This window comes from Agathobaculum sp., from assembly GCF_034098985.1.
Classification (GTDB): Bacteria; Bacillota; Clostridia; order Oscillospirales; family Butyricicoccaceae; genus Agathobaculum.
The window spans coordinates 47,938-62,831 of the sequence record NZ_JAXEOA010000025.1; the positions used below are offsets into that span (position 1 = coordinate 47,938).

Genomic DNA, 14,894 nt, shown 5'->3' on the forward strand with positions numbered 1-14,894 from the left:
CCTCAGGTCTGCGGTGTATAGGCTTCAATGCCGGTATCGGCAAATGAGACCATTTCCCGGTAAGCCGCGAGCGCCAAATCCAAAAGCGTAATGCCCGCGACCGCGCCCGTGCCCTCGCCCAGCCGCAGCCCCGCGCAAATGAGCGGCTTTTCGCCAAGCGTGTCCAGCACCAGTCTTGCGGCGGGCTCGGCCGACACGTGCGACGCGAGCAGATAGGGCTGCACGCCCGGGCAAAGCCGCACCGCCGCAAGCGCGGCGACCGCCGAAATAAATCCATCCAGCATCACGGGCAGACCGCAGGCCGCGCCGCCCAGATGCAGACCGACCATGCCCGCGATGTCCAGCCCGCCGACCTTTTCAATCACGTCCAGCGGGTCATTTTTACTCGGTCGGTGCAAAAAAATCGCCTTTTTAATGGAATCCACTTTGTTTTGCAGTCCTTTTGTCGAAAGTCCTGCGCCGCGTCCCGCGACCTCCTCCGGCGTTTTTTCCAGCAAAACCGCGGCGACCGCCGCGCTCGTTGTCGTGTTGCCAATGCCCATTTCGCCGGCGGCCAGCAATTCATAGCCCCAGGCTTTGCACTCCTCCGCCAGCGCGATCCCAACCTCTACTGCACGCACACATTCCTCACGTGTCATCGCTGGTTCCACGGTAAAATCCGCCGTGCCGCGCCGCACGTTCCGCTGCACAATATTTTCCCCCGCGACCGGACGCGCCACCCCGATATCGACCGGGATCACATCCACGTCCGCCCGCCGCGCCATGCGGCAGACCGTGGTATCGCCTTTCGACAGATTTTCCGTCACGATCGCGGTGACCTCCTGCCCGGTCTGCGTTACACCCTGCGCGACCACGCCGTTGTCTGCGCAAAACACGGCGACGGCACGCCGCTCGATGTGCACATCAGCCGTTCGCTGCGCGCCCGCGAGACGGATAATCGCCTTTTCCAGCAGCCCTAGGCTGCCGAGCGGCTTGGCCATGCCGTCCAGCCGCCGCTGTGCCTCGTGCATGGCCCGGCTGTCCGCCGGACGGATGGCGGCAATCGCCTGCTCGATGGTCATTTGGCATTCTCCTTTCGATAGTGCGCGCACCGCGAGACAAACCGCGCAGCAACTGCCGGATCGGCGTAAAAATGCAGGTGCGGGAAGCCCGCGAACAGCGCGTCAGACGCGTGCACGCAGGGCCATGCGCGGTTTTGAAGCGGCTTTTGCGCCATGCAGGCGCATCCCGCGTCCGATGATGCGGCATAGTGGAACTCGTGCGCACGGATGCTCTCGCCCTTGGGGCAAAGCAGCGAATCGCGTGCGGCAGTCAATGTGACATAGCCAAAATGGTGCAGCTTCTTCTCCATTTTCGCGGAAAGCGGCAGCGCGCCCGCCATTTCGTGCCCCTCCAGCCGTTCATGCAGATATAGGAACCCGCCGCATTCGGCAAGCGTCGGCATTCCGCCCTGCACGGCGGCGCGGATGCTTTCGCGCATCGTCCGGTTAGCCTCAAGCTCCCCGGCGTACAGCTCCGGATAGCCGCCGCCGAGATATAGGCCGTCAAGCCCATCGGGAAGCGTCGTGTCTTTGAGCGGCGAAAATGGCACAAGCTCCGCGCCCAGACTGCGCAGCAGGTCAAAATTATCCTCATAATAAAAGCAAAACGCCCGGTCGCGCGCAACGCCGATGCGGGCAGGCTCGCCCGAAGCCTGCGTTCGCTTGGCCGGCTTCCAGCAAAGCGGCGGCGCGCTTTGCGCGAGCGACTGAAGACCCTCCAGATCGATGCACTGCGCGGCCAGCTCCGCCAGCCGGCGTAGCCGTCCGCGCAGATCCCGAACCTCTGCCGCGGTGATGAGCCCGAGATGGCGGCTGCTGATCGCTGCCGCGTCGTCCTGCGGCAAATAGCCATAAACGCGCAGCCCGGTATTTTGTTCGATGATCTCTCGGTAAAATCCATACATACCGCCCGAAACGCCGTTTAAAATGACGCCCTGCATGGTGTTCGGCGCGAAATCGAGAAATCCGCGCAAAGCGGCGGCGGCGGAAAGCGACATTCCCTTGACCTGCAATACCAGCACAGTGGGCGTTCCTGTCTCCACGGCAAGATCGCACGAGGAGGCGCGGGCGGTCGTGCCCGCCACGCCGTCATAATAGCCCATCACGCCTTCCATCACGGCGAGCGGCGCGTTTTCTGCGTGCTTTGCCAGCAGATACCGGACCGTATCCCCATCGCACAGGAACAGGTCGAGGTTTCGAGAGGGCGCGCCGATCACCTCGGTATGAAACATTGGGTCGATGAAATCCGGCCCGCACTTGAACGCGGCGGGCACCGTCCCCCGCTCGACCAGTTCCTGTAAGACCGCGCTTGTCACCGTAGTCTTGCCGCAGCCCGAATGCGTGCCCGCGATCATCAGGCGGGGCAGTTTACATGTCATCCCCGCCGCCTCCGCTCATAATGAACACCGGATTCTGCGCCGTCAGCATCGTATACGCGCCGGTCTCCCGGCCGCGTGAAGCGGCGAGCTGCACTACCTCTATCTTGGAAAAGAGAAGTCCGCGAAGTGCGTCCATCGTCTGCTGCACGGTCTCAAGCGTGACCGCGTTCACGACGACCCGCACGCCCGGATTTTTTTCTTTGGCAATGCGCAGGATATCGCGCACCTGCCCGCCGCTGCCGCCGATAAACACCCGGTCGGGCGCGGGCAGCGAGTGGAGCGTCTCGGGTGCGCTGCCGGGCACCAGACACACATTATAGCCGCCGAGCAATTTGCGGTTTTCCGCGAGCAAGGCAAGCGCCTCCTCGCCGCGCTCAACCGCGTAAACCATGCCGCAGCGCGCTCTGCGTGCCAATTCGAGCGAGACCGAGCCCGTGCCCGCGCCCACGTCCCAGACCGTGTCGTCTGGGCGCACGGCGAGCTTGGCGCACGATACCCAGCGCACCTCCTCCTTGGTCATCGGCGTTTTGCCGCGCGTCAGCATGCTGTCGCGCACCGGCTCGTCTGCGTTCCGCGCCTGCGGATGCTCTACGAGCAGCACAGCCAGCTGTCCGCACGGCTTTGCCGCAAGCGACGCAGCCGTGCCCGTTTCGATCCGCGCATCCGCCGTGCCTAGATTCTCTCCCAAATGGACCGTAACGCCGCCCAAACCCGCGTCCGCCAGCTCCCTGCACAGATCGTTCGCCCGCCGGCTGCCGCCGGTCAGCGCAAACACCTTTTTATGGTAGCTGACCGGGCCCAGCAGACTGCCCGCACGGCCATGCAGACTGCACAGGAACGCATCATCATATGAAACGCCGAGCGCCGCGCAAAATGCCTGCATACTGCTGACGCCGGGCAGACAGACCACCTCGCCATACGGCGCAAGCCGTTCGCGAAGTGCGGGCGCGGCGCTGAAAAAGCCCACGTCGCCCGAAACCAAAACGGCGGCCGTACCCGTGGAAGCGAGCGCCCGCTCCGCCAGTTCCCCGGCGGGCGAGACCACCGTATCCGCCCGCAGGCCGGAAAGCCTTTCGGTCGCGATCACGGTATCCGCGCGCGCGACTTCGCGCGCGGCTTCGGCGGTCAGCGTGTCCGCCGTGCCCAGCCCTGCACCGATGATAAAAAACCGCCGGTTCATGTTCCGCCTCCTTTTACGCCATCGTTTGCAGCGTTTCCTCCACTGCCTGCATGGTGAACGCCAGATCCTGCCCTGTGTGCGCGCTCGACACGAACATCGCCTCAAACTGCGAGGGCGCAAGATATACGCCTCGCGATAACATTCCATTAAAATACTTTGCGTATTGTTTCGTATCCGCGGTTTTTGCCGCAGCAAAGCAGTCCACCGGCGCTTCCGTAAAATACGGGCAAAGCAGGGAACCCACTTGGTTCACCTGCAGGGATATACCGTGCTTCTGTGCGCTTTGGCGCAGGCCGTCCGCAAGAAGCCCCGCCGAGCGTTCCATCACCTCATAGCATTCGGAATGGTCGGTGAGGATCTGTAATTGCGCCAGTCCCGCCGCCATCGCGACCGGGTTGCCCGACAGCGTGCCCGCCTGATAGACCGGACCGCACGGCGCTACCTGCTCCATCAGCGCGCGTCCTCCCGCATATGCGCCGACCGGCATCCCGCCGCCGATGATCTTGCCAAACGTCACGAGATCAGCGCGCACACCGAAATATTCCTGCGCGCCGCCTGCCGCAAGGCGAAAGCCGGTGATGACCTCGTCAAAGATCAGCAGGGCGCCGTGTTTGTCGCACAAGGTACGGAGCCCCTGCAGAAAGTCGTCCCTCGGCTGCACCACGCCCATATTCGCCGCAACCGGCTCGACGATCACCGCCGCGACCTGCCCCGGATTTGCGTCGAACAGCCGCTCGACCGACGAGAGGTCGTTATACTGCGCGATCAGCGTATCCTGCGCCGCGCCCGCAGTCACGCCTCTGGAATCGGGGGTGCCCTGCGTCAGCGCACCGCTGCCCGCACCGACCAGCATCGCATCCGAATGTCCATGATAGCAGCCCTCAAATTTGATGAGCTTATCCCGTCCGGTCGCGCCGCGCGCCAGGCGCACCGCGCTCATGACCGCCTCAGTGCCCGAATTTACCATGCGCACCATTTCGATATGCGGCACCATGGAAACCATCTTTTCCGCCATCTCGACCTCCAGAGCGGTCGGCGCGCCGAACGACAGGCCGTTTACCATGCGGTCGTACACCGCTTTCAGGATATCCGGGTGGCTGTGTCCGAGCACCATCGGCCCCCATGAGCCGACATAATCGATGTATTCCAGCCCGTCCGCGTCGAGAATGTGACTGCCGAGGCCTTTCTGGATGAATCGCGGCTGGCCGCCGACCGCGCGAAACGCGCGCACCGGCGAATTGACCCCGCCGGGCAGCACCTTTTTTGCGCGCTCGAACAGCATTTCCGAATGCGTCATCAGCCGATATCCCCCTTTTGAATAGCCTGCGCGAGCTCGGGCGCGAAATAGGTGATGAGGATGTCCGCGCCCGCGCGGAACACGCCCACCGCGCTTTCACACATCACGCCATATTCATCGATCAGCCCGGCCTGCGCCGCGGCTTTGATCATCGCGTATTCGCCCGACACCGAGTAGGCTGCGACCGGCAGGTCGAACCGCTGCCGCGCCTGATAGATCAGGTCGAGATAGCTCATGGCGGGCTTGACCATCAGGATATCCGCGCCCTCCAGCACGTCGAGCGCGCACTCGCGCATGGCCTCCCGGCCGTTGTGCCAGTCCATCTGGTAGGATCTCCGGTCGCCGAACGACGGCGCGGAGCCAGCCGCATCGCGGAACGGGCCATAGAAAAACGAAGCGTATTTGGCGGCGTAGGACATGATCGGGACATTCGTAAAGCCCGCTTCATCCAGCGCTTCGCGGATGGCTTCCACACGGCCGTCCATCATGTCGCTCGGCGCGACCATGTCCGCCCCCGCGCGCGCATGACTCAGCGCGGTCTTGGCAAGCACCTCGAGCGTTTTGTCGTTGTCGACCTCGTGGCCGCACAAAATCCCGCAATGTCCGTGCGACGTATATTCGCACATGCACACGTCGGTAACGACATAAAAATCAGGGTCGGCCGCTTTGATCGCCCGGATGCCCTGCTGCACGACGCCGTCCTCGGCCCATGCACCCGTACCCACTTCATCCTTGCGCGCGGGCAGGCCGAACAAAATCATTTTGGACACGCCGCTCTCTTTGGCGCGCCGCACCGCGCGGTGCAGCTCGTCCGGGCTGTAATGGTACTGCCCCGGCAGCGACAGGATCTCTTCGTAAATATGCGTGCCTTCGCGCACGAAAACCGGCCAGATCAGGCTTTCGGGGGACAGGCGCGTTTCGCGCACCATTTTGCGCAGGCTGGCTGTCCTGCGCAGACGGCGCGGGCGGATGGATTGTTCCATTGTCTACATCTCCTCTAACATACAAGCGATCATCTCGTCTATCGTGGCGTTTTTCGCCGTTTTCACCCTCATATGATGCTTTCGGGCCTCGCGGGCGGTCGCTTCCCCGATGCAGACGGCGGTGAAGCGCGTCATATCCGCATTTCGCAGCGAAGCGGTGAACCCGCGCACGGTGGAAGCGCTGGTAAAAGCGGCCATATCGACCCGCCCCCTGTTGATCTGCGCCGAGAGCGTTTCGCTTTGCCCGCTGCGGTACGCGGTGCGGTACACCGCCGCGTCAGTAAACGCAATATTCCGGCGGCGAAGTGCGTCCGGCAGTTCGGGCGAAGCGTCTCTCGCACGCAGAAGCAGCACACGATCTTCCGGCGCTGCCCGTTCGCAAAGACCCGCGGCGAGATGCGCCGCGTCGTATTGCTCCGGGACAAAATCGGCGCGGATGCCGTATTTCGCAAGCTCTTTTGCCGTACCCGCGCCGATGCAGGCAAAGCGGCAGCCGTATAGCGCGCGAAAATCCTTGTCCCGCGCTTCGAGCGCATGCAGGGCGGCGGGCACGCCCGCCGGGCTGGTGAATACCGCCCAGGAATAGGCTGAAAGGTCGTCCGGCAGCGATGAAACGGGCGTTTCCACCGTTTCGATGCAGGGATACTCGATCACCTCCGCGCCCAGCGCGGAAAGCCGCGCGGATAATGTGCCTGCGCGGGTTTTTGGCCGCGTGACGACGATACGGCGGCCTGCGAGCGGCAGCGCGGAAAACCAGTCGAGCGTTTCGGACAGGGCGCAGACCGCGCCCACTACGATGACCGCCGGACTTTGCAGCCCCATTTCCCCTGCCCGCTGCGTGAGCGTCCCAACCGTCGCCGTCAGCTTACGCTGGTTTGGCCGCGCGCCGTTTTCAATGACCGCGGCAGGCGTTTCCGGCGGCACCCCCGCGGAAAGCAGGCCGTCCATCAGCAAACCGAGCGCGGACACGCCCATCAGGAAAACAATGGTGCCGCCAAGCCGAACGAGGCTTTCGAAGTCAATGTGCAGCTCCCCACCCATTTTGGCGTGCGCGGTCACAATATGCACCGACGAGGCATACTCCCTATGCGTCACCGGGATGCCCGCGAACGCGGGCGCGGCGAGCGCCGATGTGACACCGGGCACGACCTCGAACGAAACGCCGTTTTCCCGCAGGTATTCGCATTCCTCACCGCCGCGGCCAAACAGGAAGCAGTCGCCTCCCTTGAGCCGCACGACCGTTTTTCCCTCTCGCGCTTTGCTCGCCAGAATCCGGTTGATCTCGTCCTGCGGCACCGGATGGCGGCTCGCCTGCTTGCCTACGTCAATCCGCTCGGCGCCGTCCGGAATGAGCGACAGGATGTCCGTGCCGACCAGCCGGTCATAGACAACCACGCCGGCGCTTTGTAGTGCCTGCGCGCCGCGCAGCGTGAGCAGCCCGCGCCCGCCCGGCCCCGCGCCGACCAATATGACTTTTCCGTTCATTCCGTTCCCTCTTTCAGACGTGTGGCCAGCGTTTTCCCCAGCGTTTCCGCCTCCATCGCCGCGCCCTCGGCCTCACCGAAGCGGACGACAGCCTCATCCGCGCTCACATACATGCCGCGCAGACGCAGCGTCCCGCCCCACAGTTCGGCATAAGCCGCCACGGGCGACGAACAGCCGCCGTCCAGCGCGCGCACAAACGCGCGCTCGGCCAGCATGCAGACCCAGGCTTCCTCATCGTGATAGCCCGCAAGGCAGGTTGTGTCCGTGCCTTTCCGTGCCTGCACCGCGATGATCGCCTGCCCCGCTGCGGGCAGCATTTCCTCCACCGTAAAATAGCGGCTGATGCGTTGCGTCAGCCCCAGCCGTGAAAGCCCCGCAGCCGCGAGCACCAGCGCGCCGTACTGTCCCTCATCCAGCTTGCGCAGGCGGGTCTGCACATTGCCGCGCACAGACTCGATCCGCGCCTGCGGGTACAGCCACGCAAGCTGGATGCGCCGCCGCGCGCTCGAACAGCCGATCGGCTTTTGAAGATCGAGCGAATCTACACCCGTGGGCAGTACGAGCACGTCCCGCGCGTCCGCGCGGCGCGACACCGCGACAAGCGGCAGATCGTCCGGCGTTTCCATCGGCATGTCCTTCAGGCTGTGCACGGTGAAATCCGCGCGGCCGTCCCGCAGCGCGGCGTCCAGTTCCTTGACGAACAGCCCCTTGCCGCCGATCTGGTCGAGCGTGCGGTCGAGTATTTTGTCGCCCGTGGTTTTCATGGGGACAAGTTCAGGCGTTATCCCCGTCTGCCGCAGCGCGTCCATCACGCTTTCCGCCTGGATGACGGCGAGCCGGCTGTCCCGGCTGCCAATTTTTATGGTCCGGCTCATACGTCGCCCTCCTCTCTCAGTAACGCGCGGATGCGCTCCGCCGCGCGAGCCACTGCCGCATGCCGGCCGCCGTCCGACACCACGCCCGCGACAAGCCCTCCGCCCTCACAGACTGCGGGAAAAAAGAACGTCGACTCCTCCGGGCTGTCGCACACGCTGCACAGGATGCCCGCCGCCGTACAGTCAGCCGCGATACGCGCGTTGACCGCGCGGTCGTCCGTCGCCGCGACTGCCAGAAAAACGCCCGAAAGATCGCTTTTCTCGTAGCCGCGCAAAATATCGGCCGGTATTTCCCGCGATGCGGGCGCGGTCACAGTCACCTCCGCGCCGAACCGCCGCAGTACCGAGGCGCGGCGCGCGGCGACCTGTCCCGCGCCGAATACGACGCATTTTTTGCCCAAAAGCGAAACGAACAGCGGGAACCGTGCGTTTTGCGGCGGCTCTTGTAATCCGAGCCGCTCCACCAGCCACGCTTTGACCTGCGGCAGCGTCATGCCGGCTTCCTCCTGCGGGCGCGCAATCAGCACCACGGCTGCGCCCGCGTCACGCGCGGCAAGCAGCTTTTCCTCAAGGCCGCCCGGCGCGCCGGAATCCTTGGTCACCAGAAATTTCGCCTGCGTTTGCCGCAGCAGCGCGGCGTTCAGCCCGCGTGAAAACGGCCCCTGCATCGCGATGATATGCGCCGCCGGAAAGCCCAGCGAAACGCATTTGCCGATCGCCTCTCCGCTCGGCAGCACCCGCGGCCACAGCCGCTCGGCAAACCGGCGCACATGGGTGAATGCCGCGAGGTCCTTACTGCCGGTCGTCAACAGCGCCGCACCGGTCGTGCCATCCAGATATGCAGCGGCGGCCTGCGCATCCGGCACCTCGATCACGTCCGCGCCGTATGCGGCGCGCGGGCGGCACAGCCGAATATACTGCGCGTCCGTCCGTGCACACGCCGCGCGCACATTTTCCGTCACCTCCGCGGCATAGGGATGGGTCGCGTCGATCACCAGATCGCCCGCCGAGAATAATTCCTCCATCTGCGCTTCGGAAAGCCGTCCACGGCGCACGCCTACGCCCGGCAATGTGGGCAGTACGGCCTCGCCGTATTCCGTGGCGACGCACACAGTCGCCTTTTGTCCGTGTTCCGCCAAAAATTCTGCCAGCGCACGCCCCTCGCTCGTTCCCGCAAACAGGATCACGTTCATACCGCATACCCCCGCGGTGTAACCAGCCGCCCGTTCACCACGCGGGTCCGGCTCGAGCCGATGAACACGGTCGTCGTCATATCGGCGGGGGTATCCTGCAAATCAACGAGCGTCAGGATCTCACCCGTCTCCCCCGCGCGGCCGATGTTCCGCACAAGGCCGCAGGGGGTCTCGTCCGCGCGGAACGCGCGCACGATTCCGCACGCGCGGCGGAGATAGTCCGCGCGCTTTTTGCTCGCCGGATTATATAGGCATAGGACGAAATCAGCCTCCGCCGCACACCGTAGGCGTTTTTCGATGACCTCCCACGGAGTGAGCAGATCGGAAAGCGAGATCACCGCGAAATCATGCGTCAGCGGCGCGCCGAGCACGGCCGCTCCCGCGGTCGCGGCGGTCACGCCGGGCACGACTTCGATCTCAATTTCCGGATACGCGCCGCAGACCTCGTGCATCAGCCCGGCCATGCCGTATACCCCCGCGTCGCCCGAGGACACCATGGCGACCGTTTTGCCGGAAAGCGCCGCGTCACGCGCGGCTTCGCACCGCAAAACCTCTTGCTTCATCGCGGTTTCGATGCGTGCCTTTCCCTCCAGCAGCGGCTCGATCAGCGAAAGGTAAAGCGGATAGCCCGCCACGCAGTCGCACGTTTCTATTGCGCGCAAAGCGCGCCCGGTCATCTGCTCCGGGCCGCCCGGTCCGATGCCGACCACATATAGCTTCATACGCGGCTCCTTTCCCTGATTTTGTCCACACACGCTTTGAGCGTTTCCGGCGTCACCGCCCCTTTGAGGCCGCCCAGCACAAGGTCGACCGTCCTTTCCACGGTCTCGCGCGTCTCTTCCTCGTTTCCGGGCAGGCGGGCGCAGACCGCCTCCTTGAGCTGCTCGATGAGCGGAAGCGCCTCGCGGTAGCCCGCCCACTGCGCGAACCGCGCGAGCTGTTCCTCCACGATCTGTGCGGCGCGGGCACGGGCCTCTTCGTTTTCATCTGAAAACGCGCCCAAGTCGTCCATATTGCGCACGTCAGTCACCTTGGACGCCGCAGGCTCGACGTCGCGTGGCAGCGCGAGGTCGATCACCAGCTGGGGCGCTTCCGCAAGCGCGGCAAGCTGCTGCCGCGTCAGCGTATAATGCGGGCTGGCTGTCGCGCTGATGACCAGGCCGCACCCGCTGAGCAGAGACAGCCGGTCATCATACGGGACGGTCTTGCAGCCGCGCGGCACAAGCGTTTCGCCGTGGCGGTAGGAGCGCAGTGTCACGGTCACGTCCGCGCCGCGTGAAACCAGCAGGTCGCTCGCCAGCCTGCCCATTTCGCCGTTGCCGATCACCACGCACCGCGTTTTGTTAAGCGGTCCCAGCGTTTGTTCCGCCAGTGCGACCGCGCGCGCCGCCGCCGAGCGCGGCACCGCCGCCCATGTGGTTTCGGTGCGCACGCGTTTCCCCGCCGTGACTGCACCTCGAAACAGTGTCTCAAGCGTCGAGTCAATCGCGCCCGTCTCCCGCGCGATCGCTGCGGCGCGCCCGACCTGCGTGACAATTTGATCCTCGCCCAATATCTGCGACCGGAGGCCGCAGGCGACCTCGGCCAAATGCCTTGCGGCCTCATCTCCCGTCCGCGTTTGCAGCACGTCCTCCATTGCGGGAAGCGGTACATCCGCCGCATCGCACAGGAGCGCCGCCGGATCGGCAGTCGCACCATCCGCCAGACTGAGATACAGCTCCGTGCGGTTGCAGGTTGACAGCAGCACCGCCCCTATCACGCCGGGCGCACGCCGCACGCGCCCAAGCACCGCGGCAGTCTGCGAGGGGACAAAGCTCAGCTTTTCCCGCCGCGCGATATCGGCGCAGACATAATCGACGCCGCTCATGCAGATGTTCAAAACGATACCTCCATTGGCCGCTCCGCGAGCGCGACGGTCACCCCGTCCCACACGGTCTTGCGGCAGATCAGCTTTCCGCCCGCGGCCACTGCCGCCCGCTCGCAGACGTTGTCCACGCCGACGGTCTCCCGCGCAAACCCGGAAGATGAAAATATGCCCGGCACCGCGCGGAGCGTCTCGGCGGAAAAGGTCAAAAACGGCACACCGCGTGAAGCGGCAAGCGTTATGAGTCCGGGCTCGTCCGCTTTCCGATCGACCGACGCGACCGCTGCAAGCGCCCGCGGGTCGATGCCCGCGGCGGCGCATGCATTTTGAAGCGCGGCTTCCAGCGTGGCCTGCGTTTTTCCCCGGCGGCAGCCCATCCCCGCGATGATCACGCGCGGGAGCAGCCGCAGCGTATGCACGAACGGCGCAGGCCCGGTTTTTGCGGTGATCCAGATACCGGTTTCCGCTTTTCCGTCCAGCACAACGCCCGCGGGCGGCGCGCCTAAAACCACGATATCAGACTGGAGGCCGACTGCCGCGCCGCGCAGCAGCGCCGCCGAAACAAATTGGATCTGCGCAGGGTCAGCGACCCGCAGTCCCTGCGTTTTTGCCCAGCTGTCTGCGGCGAACACGCCGCGCACGTCGGTCGCCGTGGTCAGTACCGGTATCGCGCCGACTGCCGCCGCAATGCGTTTCGCAAGCTCGTTTCCGCCGCCCAGATGTCCGGAAAGCAGCGGGATGACAAACCCGCCCGCCTCATCCATCACCAAAACCGCCGGGTCCTCCGCTTTGCCGCGCAGATACGGCGCGACCGTGCGCACCGCGATGCCCGCCGCGCCGATGAACACCACGCCGTCGCAGTCAAACATGGCCTGCTGGGCAAAGCGCGCTAAAGAGGTGCCGCGCAGGGATTCATCCGCGCCGCGCGCATACCGCTCGGCGCGCACATCGGACAGGGCGCGCGCAAGCTGTTCGCCGAGCCGGCGGCCCACTTCGGTGAATGAAACGATCTTCAGGTGGTTCATGGTCTAGCCTCGCGAAACCCGGTTGAAAACGACGGGTCGTACAGCTTGGAACGCTCATACCGGTCTGCCAAAAAACCGCCGACCGTGATAAGGGCGGTCTTGGAAATGCCGTGTGCGCGGGCGGCCTCCGCCAGGTCGGACACGGTCGTCCGCACGACCCGCTCATCGTCCCACGTCGCCTTATACACGATGGCCGCCGGGGTATCCGGAGCGTACCCGCCCGCGAGAAGCCGCTGCGAAAGCTCGTCCAGCATGCCGGCGGACAGGAAGACCGCCATGCTCGCGCCGTGCGCGGCGAGGGCTTCTATGCGTTCCGCCTCCGGCACGGGCGTGCGTCCCTCCATGCGGGTCAGGATGACCGTCTGGCTTACGCCGGGCAGCGTGTATTCCGCGTGAAGCGCCGCCGCCGCGCCGCAGAACGACGACACGCCCGGACAGACCTCAAACGCAACGCCCGCCGCATCGAGCGCGTCCATTTGCTCGCGGTGCGCGCCGAACACGCACGGGTCGCCCGTATGAAGCCGCACGACGGCCTTTCCCGCGCGCGCCGCCGGGATCATGACGGACAGCACCTCTTCGAGCGTCATTTCCGCGCTGTCGTACAGCTCGCAGCCCGGTTTTACGTCCCGCAGCAGCGCGGTGTTGACGAGCGAGCCCGCGTAGACGATCACATCCGCCTCCCGCAGCAGCTTTGCGCCGCGCACCGTGATCAGATCGGGCGCGCCCGGCCCCGCTCCGACAAAGTGTACCATCTATCCGTCCTCCTTTACGACGATGACTGAGAAATAACCCGCCTCGCCGCCGAATTGCTCTAAATCAGGATATACCTTTTCGGTTGCCATGCCGCAGTTTTCCACAAGGGCGGCTTTTTGAAGCTTGCCCGCCTGCCGAAGTTTGGCGCATACCTCGCCTGCCGCGCGGCCCGCTTTCATCAACACCTTATTGCCAGGCAGCGAAAGCCCCAGATCGGTTAAGCCGTGTGACGCCGGGACGATATGCAGCAGTTCGTTCCCCTCACACAGCGGGCGACCCAGCGCCGCCGCCACCGCACAGAACGACGGCACGCCGGGCACCAGACACGCGCCGTATCCCCCTGCGAGCACGCGGCGGTGGAGGTAGGCATAGGTCGAATAGACCGAGGGGTCGCCCAGCGTCAAAAACGCAACGGTTTTCCCCTCATCCAGCAGCGACATCAGCATGGCCGCAACACTGTCATAATTTTCCGCGAGCTTTTGCTTATCGCGCAGCATCGGGGCCGGGCATTCCAGAAGCGGCTTTCCCTGCACGTGCGCCGCCGCAATGTCCAGTGCCACGCGCCGCCCCTCGCCGGTAGCCGGCACGGCGATCACGTCGGCCTCGCGCAGGATGCGCGCAGCCTTGAGCGTCAGCAGCTCGGGGTCGCCCGGGCCAACGCCGACCCCATATAAAATTCCCTTGTTCATATTGTCTTCTCCTGAAAAGGCGCGAGCAGCGCGCCCGCCTCCGGCGAGCGCCACAGTTCACCGCGCGTATTGGTAAACAAAACAGTTTCCACACGCAGCGCGCCATGCACGCGCGCGCCGATGTGCCGCATGATTTTTTCTCCCGCGCTTTCGAGCACGGCGCGCGTCAGTCCCACCTCGTCCAGACAGTCTAGGCACGCGTCCACGCTCACGGCTTCCATCAGCGCCTGCACCGTTTGCTGCGGCGCGCCGCACAGCGCGGCGTGCGCCGCCAGTATCTCCTGCCGCGCGTCCGCATAGGCCGAGTGCGTCTGCATCACGCCCGCTGCAAGCTTAATCAGCTTTCCCGCGTGGCCGATCAGCAGCAGGCTGGCAAAGCCTTTAAATACCGCATAATCGAGCGTTTCCCCGATAAAATTTGAGATGGTGACCGCGTGCGCCAGATCAACGCCCAGCGTCTGCCGGACAAATGTCCGCCCGTATGCGCCCGGACAGGCGAGCAGATCGCGCTCGCCCGCCGCGAAGCGGCTGTCCAGCTCGATGTGGATGGTATCGACCAGCGCCCGCTCGCTCATCGGCTCGACGATGCCGGTCGTCCCCAAAATCGAAATGCCGCCGACGATACCGAGGCGCTCATTGAATGTCTGTTTGGCGGTCTCTTCGCCGCGCTCCGCGGAAATGACCACCGAAAAGCCGCCCGTATCCCCGCACTCCGCCGCCGCCCTGCGGACCGCCCTTTCGATCTGTTCTCTGGGCGCGGGATTAATGGCGGCCTGTCCCGGCGCGCACGCCAGCCCCGGCCGTGTGACCCGGCCGACGCCCGCTCCCCCGTCGATCTGAATACCGTCCGTCCCGCGGCGCACCGATGCGAAGATGCGGATGCCATTGGTCACATCGGGGTCGTCGCCCGCGTCCTTGCGCACAGCGCAGACAGCCGCTCCCGCTTCCATATGCGCATCCTCCACGTCCAGCGACAACAGCGCGCCGCCCGGCGTTTGCAGGCACACGGCGGCAGGGGCTTGCCCCGTCAGCAGCAACCGCACGGCAGCGGCCGCCGCGGCGGCCGCGCATGAGCCTGTCGTAAAGCCCCGGCGAAGCGCCTTTTGTCCGCGCACCGTGTATTGTTCCATG

14 protein-coding genes are annotated in these 14,894 nt (G+C 64.9%); all 14 read right to left on the reverse strand.

Annotated features, from left to right (window positions below; genetic code table 11):
• Positions 1-2 precede the first annotated feature (2 nt).
• The 14 genes from cobT to cbiD are packed head-to-tail and all read right to left on the reverse strand — an operon-like array spanning position 3 to position 14,893.
• The gene (gene cobT / locus SO058_RS08490; RefSeq protein ID WP_320842565.1) at positions 3-1,061 is read right to left on the reverse strand and encodes a nicotinate-nucleotide--dimethylbenzimidazole phosphoribosyltransferase; all 1,059 of its coding nucleotides are present in this window, start codon (positions 1,059-1,061) and stop codon (positions 3-5) included.
• Positions 1,058-2,419, reverse strand: coding sequence for a cobyrinate a,c-diamide synthase (locus SO058_RS08495; protein WP_320842566.1), 1,362 nt, complete (start codon positions 2,417-2,419; stop codon positions 1,058-1,060). The genes cobT and SO058_RS08495 overlap by 4 nt, the downstream gene beginning before the upstream one ends.
• A complete protein-coding gene (gene cbiT / locus SO058_RS08500; RefSeq protein ID WP_320842567.1) occupies positions 2,409-3,599 on the reverse strand; it encodes a precorrin-6Y C5,15-methyltransferase (decarboxylating) subunit CbiT in 1,191 nt (396 codons plus the stop codon). The genes SO058_RS08495 and cbiT overlap by 11 nt, the downstream gene beginning before the upstream one ends.
• Before the next feature lie 13 nt (positions 3,600-3,612).
• On the reverse strand, positions 3,613-4,896 hold the full coding sequence (gene hemL / locus SO058_RS08505; protein ID WP_320842568.1) for a glutamate-1-semialdehyde 2,1-aminomutase: 1,284 nt from the start codon (positions 4,894-4,896) through the stop codon (positions 3,613-3,615).
• On the reverse strand, positions 4,896-5,879 hold the full coding sequence (gene hemB / locus SO058_RS08510; protein ID WP_320842569.1) for a porphobilinogen synthase: 984 nt from the start codon (positions 5,877-5,879) through the stop codon (positions 4,896-4,898). The genes hemL and hemB overlap by 1 nt, the downstream gene beginning before the upstream one ends.
• Before the next feature lie 3 nt (positions 5,880-5,882).
• The gene (gene cobA, locus SO058_RS08515) at positions 5,883-7,364 is read right to left on the reverse strand and encodes a uroporphyrinogen-III C-methyltransferase (protein WP_320842570.1); all 1,482 of its coding nucleotides are present in this window, start codon (positions 7,362-7,364) and stop codon (positions 5,883-5,885) included.
• Positions 7,361-8,239: a hydroxymethylbilane synthase gene (hemC, locus tag SO058_RS08520; RefSeq protein WP_320842571.1), complete on the reverse strand. Its 879-nt coding sequence runs from the start codon at positions 8,237-8,239 to the stop codon at positions 7,361-7,363. The genes cobA and hemC overlap by 4 nt, the downstream gene beginning before the upstream one ends.
• Positions 8,236-9,432 carry a precorrin-6A reductase gene (cobK, locus tag SO058_RS08525; RefSeq protein ID WP_320842572.1) on the reverse strand — a complete coding sequence of 399 codons (1,197 nt, stop codon included), beginning with the start codon at positions 9,430-9,432 and terminating at the stop codon, positions 8,236-8,238. The genes hemC and cobK overlap by 4 nt, the downstream gene beginning before the upstream one ends.
• Positions 9,429-10,154, reverse strand: a complete 726-nt coding sequence (gene cobJ / locus SO058_RS08530; RefSeq protein ID WP_320842573.1) for a precorrin-3B C(17)-methyltransferase — start codon at positions 10,152-10,154, stop codon at positions 9,429-9,431. Before cobJ ends, cobK begins: the two co-directional genes overlap by 4 nt.
• On the reverse strand, positions 10,151-11,311 hold the full coding sequence (gene hemA, locus SO058_RS08535; protein WP_320842574.1) for a glutamyl-tRNA reductase: 1,161 nt from the start codon (positions 11,309-11,311) through the stop codon (positions 10,151-10,153). The genes cobJ and hemA overlap by 4 nt, the downstream gene beginning before the upstream one ends.
• Positions 11,308-12,321 carry a cobalt-precorrin 5A hydrolase gene (locus SO058_RS08540; RefSeq protein WP_320842575.1) on the reverse strand — a complete coding sequence of 338 codons (1,014 nt, stop codon included), beginning with the start codon at positions 12,319-12,321 and terminating at the stop codon, positions 11,308-11,310. The genes hemA and SO058_RS08540 overlap by 4 nt, the downstream gene beginning before the upstream one ends.
• On the reverse strand, positions 12,318-13,073 hold the full coding sequence (gene cobM / locus SO058_RS08545; protein ID WP_320842576.1) for a precorrin-4 C(11)-methyltransferase: 756 nt from the start codon (positions 13,071-13,073) through the stop codon (positions 12,318-12,320). Before cobM ends, SO058_RS08540 begins: the two co-directional genes overlap by 4 nt.
• On the reverse strand, positions 13,074-13,763 hold the full coding sequence (gene cobI / locus SO058_RS08550) for a precorrin-2 C(20)-methyltransferase (RefSeq protein WP_320842577.1): 690 nt from the start codon (positions 13,761-13,763) through the stop codon (positions 13,074-13,076). It lies immediately after the preceding gene.
• Entirely contained in the window at positions 13,760-14,893 is a 1,134-nt protein-coding gene (cbiD, locus tag SO058_RS08555; protein WP_320842578.1) for a cobalt-precorrin-5B (C(1))-methyltransferase CbiD, read from the reverse strand. Before cbiD ends, cobI begins: the two co-directional genes overlap by 4 nt.
• Position 14,894: the final 1 nt, after the last annotated feature.

Bases quoted from the DNA above. Each gene is read 5' to 3' on its own strand.
- cobT (WP_320842565.1), bottom strand. From the start codon at position 1,061: ATGACCATCGAGCAGGCGATTGCCGCCATCCGTCCGGCGGACAGCCGG.
- SO058_RS08495 (WP_320842566.1), bottom strand. From the start codon at position 2,419: ATGACATGTAAACTGCCCCGCCTGATGATCGCGGGCACGCATTCGGGC.
- cbiT (WP_320842567.1), bottom strand. From the start codon at position 3,599: ATGAACCGGCGGTTTTTTATCATCGGTGCAGGGCTGGGCACGGCGGAC.
- hemL (WP_320842568.1), bottom strand. From the start codon at position 4,896: ATGACGCATTCGGAAATGCTGTTCGAGCGCGCAAAAAAGGTGCTGCCC.
- hemB (WP_320842569.1), bottom strand. From the start codon at position 5,879: ATGGAACAATCCATCCGCCCGCGCCGTCTGCGCAGGACAGCCAGCCTG.
- cobA (WP_320842570.1), bottom strand. From the start codon at position 7,364: ATGAACGGAAAAGTCATATTGGTCGGCGCGGGGCCGGGCGGGCGCGGG.
- hemC (WP_320842571.1), bottom strand. From the start codon at position 8,239: ATGAGCCGGACCATAAAAATTGGCAGCCGGGACAGCCGGCTCGCCGTC.
- cobK (WP_320842572.1), bottom strand. From the start codon at position 9,432: ATGAACGTGATCCTGTTTGCGGGAACGAGCGAGGGGCGTGCGCTGGCA.
- cobJ (WP_320842573.1), bottom strand. From the start codon at position 10,154: ATGAAGCTATATGTGGTCGGCATCGGACCGGGCGGCCCGGAGCAGATG.
- SO058_RS08540 (WP_320842575.1), bottom strand. From the start codon at position 12,321: ATGAACCACCTGAAGATCGTTTCATTCACCGAAGTGGGCCGCCGGCTC.
- cobM (WP_320842576.1), bottom strand. From the start codon at position 13,073: ATGGTACACTTTGTCGGAGCGGGGCCGGGCGCGCCCGATCTGATCACG.
- cobI (WP_320842577.1), bottom strand. From the start codon at position 13,763: ATGAACAAGGGAATTTTATATGGGGTCGGCGTTGGCCCGGGCGACCCC.
- cbiD (WP_320842578.1), bottom strand. From the start codon at position 14,893: ATGGAACAATACACGGTGCGCGGACAAAAGGCGCTTCGCCGGGGCTTT.